Source organism: Flavobacterium bizetiae (assembly GCF_024271895.1).
Taxonomy (GTDB): Bacteria; Bacteroidota; Bacteroidia; order Flavobacteriales; family Flavobacteriaceae; genus Flavobacterium; species Flavobacterium bizetiae.
On record NZ_CP091861.1, the window covers coordinates 361,946 to 374,462 of the forward strand.

The window sequence follows — 12,517 nt, forward strand, 5'->3', positions numbered from 1 at the left end:
TTCTAGTTATTTTTATCAAAATAGATCTCAAAATGTTTTCTGGAAATTTCTTCCCAAGAAAACAAATCCATTAATTTTGAAACATTTTTATCCGTACAAGCATTATCACTTAATAACTGTTGAATTATTTTTTTTGCCTCATCTTCATTATGTACAAGATAACAGTATTTATCAAAAAAATCATTAATTTCCTTATCATCAGAGTATGTAGTAACTATGATGCAACCATTTAAAGCTGCTGCCATTAATGATCCCCTTCTAGATGAAACTCCATCTGGAAATGGCAGATACACAATTTTACAATCAGCCAAATTATCTGCTGTTTCATCCACTGATCCATTCAATAGATATTCGATATAAGTAGATTCACTTTGCAGCTGATCTAAATAAGATTGATATCTGGCTAAATTTTGACCAATTATAACACATCTTTTACTGCCAAAAAATTGATTAGCAACTGCTATGAAAGATTCTAACCCTTTTATTGGTCGTATATGTCCAAAATAAGCTAAATCAATTTTCCTTTCTGATAAGTTTTTCCCACAATTTTTAGACCTTGGAATATTACTGCCTATATTGATTACGAATATTTCTTTTCTATTTAAAATCGGGAGTTTTTTAAGATAAGCATACTCTGTTTCGTTCGTAACTATTATTTTACTACTAAAAAAAAGTAGTAACATTGTGAAAATTTTTGCTTTAAAAGTCCTGTTTGACAACTCGTGGAGAGTAACAATTATTTTTTTCTTTGGCAAAAAAGCAACTAATAAAAGAGGTAAAAAACTATATCCATATCCTTCTGTAGGATACTGAATATGTATAAAATCCGCTTTTTTAGATTTAATCTCCCTAAGGTAAGAAAACAAGTTACCTACACTCCAATTTGTTTTATAGAATAATTCAAAAGAATTACCTTGATTTATAAGGGCTTTAAATAATTGTTCTGAATAATCTCCAACTCCACAAACATTTGGAGGATAAGATCCCGTAACAAATAATATTTTTTTTTCAACTATCATTGACTTGCGTAAAGTTTATAAGGTATATATAATTCAGGGTAGGCGTTTAAAGAACTTAATAATTGGAAAAAACCATAAAATAATAGAATTCCAAGAAAAATAAATTTAGTTCTCACATCAGTATAACTCCAAAAACGACCAATTAATGCAATTTCAATAAATGTAAAATAAGTGGAAATCATCTGAAAAATTGGCGATCCGTTAAACAATAAATACAAAGCAAATCCTACAATGTAAACATTTAAAAAGTAATCTGAAAGAGAATCTAAAATACCTTTATTCTTTTTTATCACGTATAAATAAAACAATATAAAAACACTTCTTTTTATTACAGATAATGTCATCAAAATTACCGGATTTGTATTCTCCGGAATAACATTCTCATTATTTTCAGAATAAAACAGCATTTTTTCAACAAAAGGATTACTACTAAATGCTGACAATACATCACCCAAAAATCCTACAAATTTAAAAGGTAATTGTGGAATTCCGATAAACAAACAGACCATCAAAATAATCAATATTTGTTTTGTTGTAAAACGTTTACGAGGAATAAACCAAGCTAAAATAAGCATTATAGAAGTACGATGAAACAGAAAACCGATTGTTTGCCATATAGCATATTTTTTATATTTCTTTTCATGTACAAAATAAAAAACAAACAGCCCTGCACCCAAGGAAATCATTCTACGATTACTTCCCATAAACTGTGCTACAAAGAAAGCATTATAAAATAAAAAAAAAGAAATATTGGGATTAGAAGAGTGTTTCTTTAAAAACCAGAAAACAATTCCAACACCGATAAAACTATCAACTAATAAGAATAATGTATAATTATTAGTAAACATCTTAACAAAAGCATTAAGCAAAACATAACCTAAATCAAATGAATAAACATTCAATAGAAATGTCCAATTTAATTCTAAAGTATCAAATAGTACCTTATAAGATTCCCAATCTGTTCCTGTTTCCCATCTTAATCCCGTAAAAAATGATAAAAATATAAAAGAAGTAAATAATAAAACATTTCGATAAGGTCTTAAATCTGTACATACTTCTAAAACAGCTAAAATAAAAAACCACAGATAAAAAAATAAGTATATTTTTCCATCAGAAAAAAGATTGAAAATTAACTCGACCATAACTATTTAATAGTTGATATTTTCTTCATCAAAATCTGTTGTGATTAAATGTATCTGCGATTCAAAACGGCTAAATGGGCGCATTAGACGAATTAATAGAAGGTATTTCTCAAGTCCTATTAACCTATAAAGTAATCTAGTCCCAGTATTAAACATTCTCAATTTTCTGCCAACCCCATTTAAATTATCTTTATTTACCTTATCAATATTTATAATTGAGGATTTCATCATGCCTTTTTCTTTTAATTTCTGATATAAAGAACCTTGCGCAATTGAAAATGGATATTCAAACAATTGTCCTTTATTAGTTAAAGAACGGTAAATACGGCGATGAAAGCCTTTGATGGCTTCATCATTTTCAAATACTCCAAACGAATATTTTTCTTTAATATAACTATCAAATACATCTCTATTTTCGTAAATTGCCTTTGCATAAATATTTGTCAGGAGTTTTATGTCCTCATAATCTTTTATGCCTGAAATATTATTTTGAACTACATTTCCTTTTTTTAGCTCAACATAATTATACCCAGAATAATGCACAAATATAACTGGATGAATTGACTCTTCAGAATCGGTTTCACGATTGCAAACCATTAGTCCTTCGTCACTCATAAAAACTTTACGTTCAAAAAAATTCCAAGGTGCAATATTCATTCCCAGATGACGAGAAATATGTAATTCTGTACTGTTAAAAAAACAAGGCAGAAAATCCATCCACTTTTGATCTGTAAAAAACGAATCATGAGAATCTATATAACACTTATCCAATAATCGAGTGTGCCACCAGGAAATCATTTTTTTTGATGCAATACTTCTTTTAATTGCACAAAACCCAAGATTAAAAACGCCTGTACTAAGTAACCCACTTTCAGATCGATCCCCTTGAAATGTATCTTGAATAACTGTTATATGTGGCGTTAATACAATTGAATGGACATCCAACATATCATAAATTGAATTCAAACTATTATATATAAATATATCTGGATCTAGATAGATAATTTTATCATATTTAGTTTTTTCTATAAAATATGAGAACGAAGCTGGTTTAATAGACGTACAAAATTCTGTTAAATCATATTTAAAACTCATATCAATCCATTGTTTACTCGAAATATTCAACTCATTTCTTGCAAACAAAATATTTGATGGTAATTTTTCTAAATCAAAGTTGTCTGAAAAATCATCCGCTACAATAATAAAAAAATCTGTATCTGGATTTTGGGCTTTCAAAGAAGATTCTAATATTTGAGCTAACCCTATGTAATTTTTTGCAACTATTGTAAATGCAACCTTTGACATTTATTTGAACTTTATAATTTTATTAATAATCAGAAATTTTAATCCAGCTTTGAGGATAAAAATCTTTAGTTTCCAAATAGTTTACAAAGTATTTAGGAACAATCACTATTTTATCATTACTCTGATTCAACCAAGCTCCCCACCAACTAAAAGTACTATTTGAATTTATATTGTGCTTACAATTACTCATTAAGTGCATATCTTTCCAAGAATTTTTTCCATTATTACACTCAATAAAAGTACATCTATCCAATACAAAATTATCCTTAACCCATTGTAAATCATTTGAAAACACAAAAAAATGAGGATTTACAACCATTTCATTAATTTTCTTTATAGCAGTTTCAAAATAACCTTTAGTACATACAGAACCATACATCTCAAAATGAATACCTTTCATATAGTCACCTCTTCTAACATGTATTGAAACACTTTCACAATTTTTAATTTCTTCTAAATGTCTTACATTAACATCATCCTCTACTTTTAATTTAAAAGTATCTAAAATTTCATTTTGATTAACATCAAAATATTTTTCTGAATGCCATCCGCCATATAAAAAACGAATTCCTTTTGACGGTTTTATTAAAGATTCATTAAAATCGTAATTAGCACTCTCTTCGACTAATGTTATTCCAAATAAATTCAGAACTTTAATAATCGGTTTAGAAAAATAAGGGTATTTTTTAATCGTCAAAATTCTAAAAAGAAGAAACAGAACAGAATTTATCAGTGTTTCTTTATACTGAATATTAAAAACTCTATCAAGCTCATAACCATTATGATTTATGTGAGACCTTTTATCAAATATAAAGCTAGTCGAATTATCAATTTTCCTTTTTCGTAGAAAAAAACCATATTGAGACATTTGGTTTCCTAAACCATTAAAAATAATTACTACATCCATTTATTATTTAACTTTTAATCTCATTATTCCTAATGAATTTTGCAGGATTACCTCCCCAAATCTGATTTTCAGGAATGCTTTTTGAAACAACAGAACCTGCTGCAATTACAACATTATTCCCAATAGTAACTCCCTTCAAGATAATGGAATCCATTCCAATAAAAACATTATCATTTATTATGACTGGCGAATTTACCATATTCTTTTCATCTTCATCTGTATGCCAATGACAAGGATTTAGAGAATGGAAATCGGAATCTACAATAGTTACTCCTCCACCGATCATAATATTATTTCCAATTATAATTGATTTAGTTGCAACAATTACAACATTGCTCATACCAATGTTATTTCCTAAAATAAGTTCTGCATTTTTTGAAACAAAAAATTTACATTTATTATTTTTCCCTAAAGTGGAATACTTAGCTTCATTTACCATTATTAAATCTGAACCAAATCTTACCAATGAGTTAGAATGAACATCTAGCAATGGTATCCCAAGAGAGCGAAATGATTCAAATTTCACTCCATTAATAACGAAAATACACTTCGTAATAAAATTACTAAAACGCATGTAAAACCTCATCGATAAATTACGATATAATTTAATCATCTTTTCAATTATTAGACTAATTTTTTCTTTCTTAAAAATCTTTTAGAAAGAAAAATTAATATATTAATAAAGATTTTAGGAGATCTAAATAAAAGGTTTAATCTAAAAGTTGATCCTATCAATAATTGGGAATCATGCAAGTACTTATTTTCAACCTCCAGATACAATGTAGAAAAAACATCGTAGTCTATAATTTCTTGAACAAAATCTCTTTTGCTTTTATTGTTTGACATTAAGTATTTAAATTCATCGTTAAATAATTCTGGCGTAATTAAACATTTTTTCAATTCTTTTCCTTCATTGTATCGAAATTCCGGATCTTCACATAATTTATTACCATAAGCTAAAAATTCAGGAATACTAGTTCTAGTAATAATATGTTTTGACTGATGACAAACAAAACCTTCTATAAAATTAACAGGAAGTTTATCATTTGTGTAAGCCAGAATTGGTTTAGAATTATAAGAAGCATATTGCGACATCAACCCTCCACACAGAGGATATGTTCCTAGATAAAAATCACAAGACTCATAAACTTCATTTATATCACTACGATTGCCTAATAAAAAAATCCTAGTATGTAGATTATTTGAATTAATAAATTTTTCAAATATCGAATTATTACCCGTGCCTGCAAACAATAAAACTACATTATCATTAGAAATTAAAAACTGTTTAATTAAATCAAAATAAACATTATTTTCTCCATAAATTTTATAGTAAGAACCACCTGAAAAGACTTTAATACTTGACTCGGAAATCTCTTCAGGAAAACCATTAAAGTTTGTTTTATTTACGATAGGGTAATAGGGTAATAAAAGCAATTGTTCTCTTTTTAATCCTCTTTTATCAAGCGAAACAGAACAACCGTAACTTCTAAACTCTATACAATATTCTATACAAGAAGCCCCTAGCCAATAGGCATGATCCGTAGCATTTATATTATATCTTATTACATTTTTAAGTATATTGCATATAGTAATTGCAACCACATCCCACGGCATAATATGCATAAGATATTTCTCAGGTTTATAATCAAAAATTAATTTTTCAATTAATTTAATTTTTTCTACATAACTATACTCTCGTTCAAAAGTAAAAATTGATCCTTTAGGATATGCTGCAATTTCTTCTTGAATAATTTTTATCCTATTTAGATCGGTATCTCCATAAATGTAAATAAATTCAATATTTGCATTAATGAACGCACGAATATATTGCTGAGTTAAGCCATGATTATCACTCCCATTTGTGTCTATCAAAGCATATTTTCCTTTAATCGAAATAAAATCTTCAAAAAACCAGGTGTTAATCTTTTGCGAAATATTAAATATTAAGTTCTCAATTTCATTATCTGTATAAAAAAAATTAGAATTGTAACCTAATTTAGCACAAATCTCAATGTATTTTAAAGACGATTCTAGATCAGAATTTTCAAAACATTTTGCAGCAATTCTTTTTAAATCATCATATTGCCTTAAAAAATCTTCTTTAGTGAAATCTAACATATTGTAAATTGAGTATTATATTTTACTTTTAAATAATATTTTTCTAAAAATGACTATCATAGTAACAAAATATAGAAAATAATTAATTGCAAATGCAATTGTAATTCCATTTAATTTAAAATATAATATACATAAGTAACTAATTAAAACGTATGTTAACGAAAAGACAATTTCACTTATTACAAATGCTTTTGTCATAGCTTTGGCAGTCATCAAAAATGCTACTAACCAAGCAGCAATTTTAAAAAAATCTCCTAGCAACTGAAAGAAGAAAAGTTCGCTCATTGCTTCAAAATCTTTAGAATATAATATCCTAATTACTAAGAATCGAAACAAATAAATTACTGAACAACTCACAAATACTAGTGGCATTATTATTTTATAGCCTTTAAAAATTTCCTTTCTTAATTCATCATTACTAAATAAAGAAGATAACTTAGGTAAATAATAAGTACTGAGTGACATAGTTACAATTAGCAGATAACCATCCGAAATTCGCATCATTCCCTGCCAATAACCGGCGGCGTCAACTCCCAATTTATCAATCACCACATTTCTTAAAATAATCTGAGATACAGGCATGCAAATTGAAGATGTAATTGCCATCAAACTATAGTGAGATAATTTTTTAGCAACATTTTTATCAAACGGCTGATTAAAAAATGACCAAGAAAACCAGTCACTTTTTATCACTAAAACAAGAGTTACAAAAAAAACGATAGATTGAGTAAGAACTAGTGCATATAATGCACCAAGCAATTTAAAGTTAATTACTAATATAAGAGTGAATATTAATCCAATAATACTACCTGCGGTATTTACTATAGTGTACTTTTTTATTTGTTTTAACCCATTTAATATAGCTACAAGAAAAGTATTAAGTGAATATAATATAATAGTCAAACCTAAAACTCTTATAGGATTAATATATACAAGAGATTTAAACAACAAATCGGAGATAAAAGAAGCAGAGAATAATAAAATTAATCCAAAAAAAGCAGAACAATAAATGCTTATTTTTAAGGAAGTACTAAAAAGTTTTTTTATTTTATCTTTATCGCCATCATATTCAGCAGTATATTTTATTACTCCAGTATTAATTGCACCATTAGAAAATGTAAGTACAATTGTAATAAAATTATTAAACTGTCCTATTAAAGCAATTCCACTTGGTCCCGTTATTAACGCAATTACCTTTCCTGTTACAAATCCAGAAGATATTCGTATTATTGAAATTATAGCAGAAAAAAAAGAAGTTTTTATTAATTTCAAAATAATTAATATTTATTCAAAACTTCGACTATTTTTTTTACTTCCTCTATTGTCATTACAGGACTTATTGGAAGACTTAAAACTTCTCTATGGATTTTTTCTGTTACAGGTAATGAAAGAGCATTCATTTGAGGATAACACACCTGTTTATGAGGCGGTATAGGATAATGCACTAAAGTTTGAATTTCGTTTTCAATGAGATAAGATTGCAACTTTTCACGATCATCAGTACGAATAATAAATACATGCCATACATGCTCATCTTCTATCGTTTCACTAGGCAAAGTAATCTTATCATTTTTTATATTATTTAAATAGAACGACGCAATTTTTCTTCTTTGTTGTGTTTCAGAATTTAAAAAATTTAGTTTAACATTTAAAAAAGCAGCCTGTATTTCATCCATACGACTATTTAACCCTTGATATTGATTTACATACTTTTGTGCAGAACCATAATTTGCTAAAGCACGAATAATCTTTTCTAATTCAATGTCTTTAGTAGTAACTGCACCAGAATCTCCTAAAGCCCCAAGATTTTTTCCAGGATAAAAACTAAATCCTGCCGCATCTCCTAAATTTCCAGTCTTAATATTATTCCAACTTCCACCAATAGCTTGCGCGTTATCTTCTATTATTTTTAGATTGTACTTTTCCGCTAAATATTCAAATTTTTCATGCCAGCAAACCCTTCCATATAAATGAACAACCATAATGGCTTTGGTTTTTGAAGTAATGTTTTTTTCGATTAAATTTATATCTAAATTATATGTTTCCAAATCTGGTTCTACCAAAACAGGGACTAAATTGTTATCTGTTATTGCCAGTATTGAAGCAATATATGTGTTAGCAGGAACAATAATTTCATCTCCTTCATTCATTATGCCCATTTCAATATAGGCTTTAAAAATAAGTCGTAATGCGTCTAAACCATTTGCAACAGCAATTGCATTTCCTCCTTTTTGAAAATTTTCCAAATTTTCTTCAAACTTTTCAACCTGCTTGCCCAAAAGATACCAGCCACTATTAATAACTTCTGTTGCAGCTTCAATAAGTTTTTCTGAATATTGATTATTTATTTTTTGTAAATCTAAAAATTTGATCATTTTTTATTTATTATATATTACCACACTTCCCCAAGAGTATCCAACGCCAAAACCTGCTAAAAGGATTTTATCATCTTTAATCTGTAAATCCAATCTGTTTTTTAAAGCTATGGGAATAGTTGATGAAACTGTATTACCATAATTCTGCATATCAATAAGAAACTTCTCTTTTGGAATATTTATTTTTTTTCTCAAATAATCTAACATGAAAGTATTGGCCTGATGAAAAATAAATTGGCTAATTGTATCTATGGTTTCATTGTTTTTTCTGAGATTATCATTAATCAGTCCAGGAACTGCCTTTGCTGTGAAGTTAAATATCTCCGGACCATTCATAAAAAGATTATTGTCATTTGGAAAATTATCGTCAATGGTCTTATGATTTTTCATAGCGCCATTTTTAACTATTAAATTCTCAAAGCCTTTTCCATCAGTACCTAATGAAAACTCTCCTAATCTATATTCACCATTATTTGAAATTAAGGTTGCAGCTGCAGCGTCGCCAAAAATACTTCTGTTACCTTTATCTAAAGCGTGAATATGCTTTGAATAAGTCTCTGCAGTTATTAGAACAACATTTTTAGCAATCCCTGCAATTACTAATCCTTTAGCTAGCGATAGTCCATAAATAAATCCCGAACATCCCTGATTAATATCAATAGCTCCACAGCTAGTTGAGAGACCAGCCCTATCTTGAACAATACATGCGGTTGTAGGTAAAAAATAATCTGGAGATTGTGTACAAACTAACAAAAAATCAATATCCGATTTTTTTATATTATGTTCCCTACATAAATTATTCAATGCCTCAACACTAATATCGGATGTAAATTGGTCTTTTCTTGTAATATTTCTACTTACAACCCCAATTTTCTGAATAATTTTTTCACTATCCCATTCTGGAAATTGAGCGACAATATCTTCATTTGTCAATACCTCAGATGGCAGATAATATGAAATATGCTTTATGTATGCGTCCATTATTTACTATCTTGAATGAACTGGTAGAATTCTTCAATAGATTTAAAACTTGAAATCTTTTCTATTTCAACTTTTAGATTATATTCATCTTCGACCATCATTTGAATTGTTACAGCTGTTAACGAATCCCAAAAATCAGAACCAGCATAATCAAATTCTGGTGACAATTCAATATTAATATCTTCTAATTGATTTCTAAAACTTTCAATAAATTTTTCCATAAAAATGTTTTTTTAATTTAAAATAATTTTTCAAATTTTCTTTTATTAACTAAAAAATTTTCTTTAGTCAAAACAAAATAAAAATTCAAGTCATCTTCACTTTTCAAATATGGGTGAAATTTCTTATGATAACTTATGACAGATTTGTTTTCTTTTCGTACTTCAAAATTTAATTGGTTATAACCCAATGCAACAAATACGAATTCTTTTAAGATAATATCAACTTTTATAACGTTAATAGGAATATTATAAAATGGTTTTGAGACAAAACTTCCAATTTCAATACTATCACTTGTTTTATTATAAATTCGATAAGTAGCAAATTCTTCACCTTTTTCATCAATAGCAATAAAATAATACTCGTCTTTAGATTTTTCGCGTTGTTTATATTTTCTTATCCAATCTTTTTGTTTGTCTATATCTATATCAGTTGGACTAATAAATTTAGCTTTAGAAGTATCTGTTCTCAATTGTATTATAAAATCAGCGTCTGTCTCTTCTACTAATCTTAACTTTATATTGTAATTATGTATTGCTTCCAAGGGAGATAAAATTTAAATATTCATTGTATGATCTAATATAATCCTTTTCAGTATATTCATGAGACGCTAGAACCAAACAAATAGAACCGCTAGAAAAATTAATTTCTGAGGCCCAAATTCCTGGTGGAATATGTAATCCTACATCTGGTCTGTTCAACAATACTTGTCGTTTTGTAACCCCATCATCTAAAAGTACTTCAAAACTACCACTTGTAGCGACCAAAAATTGATGGCATTCTTTATGAGCATGTGCACCTCTTGATTCTCCACCAGGGATATCATACAAGTAGAAAATTCTTTTAACACTGAATGGAATTTCAATGTTGTTATTAACAGCGGTTATATGTCCGTTTCTATCTCCTTTTTGCATTAGATACAACAGATTACAATCAAAAACTGTTTTTTTATTTCCCATTTAACTATCTTTTAATTCTTCAAAATCTCTTATATAATTGTCCACTGAAAATGACTCACTTGAAATATGCAAAGCCAAAGAATTAGTAGAAAAATTTTCTATATGTCGCCATGTTTTTGCAGGTAAGTATAACCCATAATAACTTCTATTCAATGAATACTTTTCAGTAGTTCCGTCCAAATTTGTTATAACCACATCAAAACTTCCACTAAGGGCTATAATTATCTCTTTTTGGGTTTTGTATGCATGCCCACCTCTAACTTCTCCACCTGGTACATCATACGTCCAGAAAGTTCTTTGTATTTCAAAAGGTATTTGATCAGGATATTGTAAAAAGGTAAGGTTACCTCTTGGATCTTGAATTTTTGGAAAATCTAAAATTATAGGTTTCATAATTAAAAAATAATATTACTCTTTGATGAGTACTTTAAATAACTTTCTAAAAACTAAAAAAACAGTTACTAAAATTGCGGCTAATATTCCTCCAATTAAAATTCCTTTTGCTTTACCAAGTCGCTCCTTAGCTAATGGCAAAATTGGTTTATCAATAACTTGAATTAATGGCGTTTCTTTTCTCAAAGTTACTTTTGCCAACTCGGTTTGTTTTACTAACTCCGTTAGTATTGCGGTATTAGCCTGCACGTCAACCTGCCTTTTAGCTGAGGGTGCACGACGCACATTAAGAGCTGGATTTAAATTAAAGGTATTATCATTTGCAATGGCAACTCCAGTAATGGCACCATTGAGTTCTCCACGAATTGAATCGACTTGGCGTTCTAAAATAGCCATGTTCAATCTGGCTTTTTTGCTTTTTGTTTCAATATAAAACTGACCAACTTCTTTAGCTAAAGTTTCACAAAAATATTTAGCGAATAATTCATTAGTAGAAGAAACATCAATGTTAATTATAGCAATCTTCTTGTCTTTTTGCCCAACAGATAATCCGGATTTTGATAAACCTTCATATAACTTACCTAATATACTATCCTGAGCTCGTGTAAAATATTTACGGTTAGCATTTGGTAAAAACTCTATCTTAGAAAATTTGGAATTTTTATTCCAGCTTTCTCTCCATTCATTATTTTGAATGTACATTTCTGCCAACGAGATAACTTTGCCATTATATTCAACTGGAGATAACAATGTTTTCTCTACCATTACTCTTGACTTAAATAATTCAGTCAAGTTAGCCCCACTAAAAACTCCTCCTCCACTTCCTCCTAAATCTAATCCAAATGAACTAGCTAATCCCAAAGCTCCCCCAATGCCTCCGCCTTTTTCATCTTCTAATGCAAAAGATAAAGTTGCAGTATATATTGGTTTTTTAATATATGAATAAGCAAGTCCTAATGCAGCTCCTGCAATTCCGGCTAGTAAAATTACTTTCCATTTAGAAAATAAATACTGATTCCAGATTTTTAATTTTTGAATCAATTCTTTTAACGAAATTTCATCGTTATTACTAGATTTATTATCCATCAAAAATAAT

The 12,517-nt window shown here is 28.4% G+C and carries 14 protein-coding genes; all 14 read right to left on the minus strand.

Features of this window, described 5'->3' with window-relative positions:
* Positions 1-2: 2 nt before the first annotated feature.
* Complete coding sequence (locus L0669_RS01700; RefSeq protein ID WP_263760865.1) at positions 3-1,019, minus strand: glycosyltransferase family protein; 1,017 nt, start codon at positions 1,017-1,019, stop codon at positions 3-5.
* Positions 1,016-2,161 carry an EpsG family protein gene (locus tag L0669_RS01705; protein ID WP_263760867.1) on the minus strand — a complete coding sequence of 382 codons (1,146 nt, stop codon included), beginning with the start codon at positions 2,159-2,161 and terminating at the stop codon, positions 1,016-1,018. Before L0669_RS01705 ends, L0669_RS01700 begins: the two co-directional genes overlap by 4 nt.
* Before the next feature lie 6 nt (positions 2,162-2,167).
* Positions 2,168-3,466, minus strand: coding sequence for a glycosyltransferase family protein (locus L0669_RS01710; RefSeq protein ID WP_263760869.1), 1,299 nt, complete (start codon positions 3,464-3,466; stop codon positions 2,168-2,170).
* A 22-nt stretch (positions 3,467-3,488) separates the two neighbouring features.
* Positions 3,489-4,373 (minus strand): alpha-1,2-fucosyltransferase, encoded by an 885-nt coding sequence (locus L0669_RS01715; RefSeq protein ID WP_263760871.1) that lies wholly within the window; start codon positions 4,371-4,373, stop codon positions 3,489-3,491.
* 7 nt (positions 4,374-4,380) lie between these two features.
* The gene (locus L0669_RS01720) at positions 4,381-4,812 is read right to left on the minus strand and encodes an acyltransferase (protein WP_263760873.1); all 432 of its coding nucleotides are present in this window, start codon (positions 4,810-4,812) and stop codon (positions 4,381-4,383) included.
* Positions 4,813-4,997: 185 nt separating this feature from the next.
* Positions 4,998-6,494, minus strand: coding sequence for a hypothetical protein (locus L0669_RS01725; protein WP_263760875.1), 1,497 nt, complete (start codon positions 6,492-6,494; stop codon positions 4,998-5,000).
* 15 nt (positions 6,495-6,509) lie between these two features.
* Positions 6,510-7,766, minus strand: a complete 1,257-nt coding sequence (locus L0669_RS01730; RefSeq protein ID WP_263760877.1) for an O-antigen translocase — start codon at positions 7,764-7,766, stop codon at positions 6,510-6,512.
* A 5-nt stretch (positions 7,767-7,771) separates the two neighbouring features.
* The gene (locus L0669_RS01735; RefSeq protein ID WP_263760879.1) at positions 7,772-8,869 is read right to left on the minus strand and encodes a DegT/DnrJ/EryC1/StrS family aminotransferase; all 1,098 of its coding nucleotides are present in this window, start codon (positions 8,867-8,869) and stop codon (positions 7,772-7,774) included.
* Positions 8,870-8,872: 3 nt separating this feature from the next.
* On the minus strand, positions 8,873-9,850 hold the full coding sequence (locus tag L0669_RS01740) for a ketoacyl-ACP synthase III (protein ID WP_263760882.1): 978 nt from the start codon (positions 9,848-9,850) through the stop codon (positions 8,873-8,875).
* A complete protein-coding gene (locus tag L0669_RS01745; RefSeq protein WP_263760884.1) occupies positions 9,850-10,071 on the minus strand; it encodes an acyl carrier protein in 222 nt (73 codons plus the stop codon). The genes L0669_RS01740 and L0669_RS01745 overlap by 1 nt, the downstream gene beginning before the upstream one ends.
* Positions 10,072-10,088: 17 nt before the next feature.
* Positions 10,089-10,613 carry a GNAT family N-acetyltransferase gene (locus L0669_RS01750; protein ID WP_263760887.1) on the minus strand — a complete coding sequence of 175 codons (525 nt, stop codon included), beginning with the start codon at positions 10,611-10,613 and terminating at the stop codon, positions 10,089-10,091.
* Positions 10,597-11,028 carry a sugar 3,4-ketoisomerase gene (locus L0669_RS01755; protein ID WP_263760889.1) on the minus strand — a complete coding sequence of 144 codons (432 nt, stop codon included), beginning with the start codon at positions 11,026-11,028 and terminating at the stop codon, positions 10,597-10,599. The genes L0669_RS01750 and L0669_RS01755 overlap by 17 nt, the downstream gene beginning before the upstream one ends.
* Entirely contained in the window at positions 11,029-11,421 is a 393-nt protein-coding gene (locus L0669_RS01760; protein ID WP_263760891.1) for a sugar 3,4-ketoisomerase, read from the minus strand.
* 15 nt (positions 11,422-11,436) lie between these two features.
* On the minus strand, positions 11,437-12,507 hold the full coding sequence (locus L0669_RS01765) for a Wzz/FepE/Etk N-terminal domain-containing protein (RefSeq protein WP_263760893.1): 1,071 nt from the start codon (positions 12,505-12,507) through the stop codon (positions 11,437-11,439).
* Positions 12,508-12,517 lie beyond the last annotated feature (10 nt).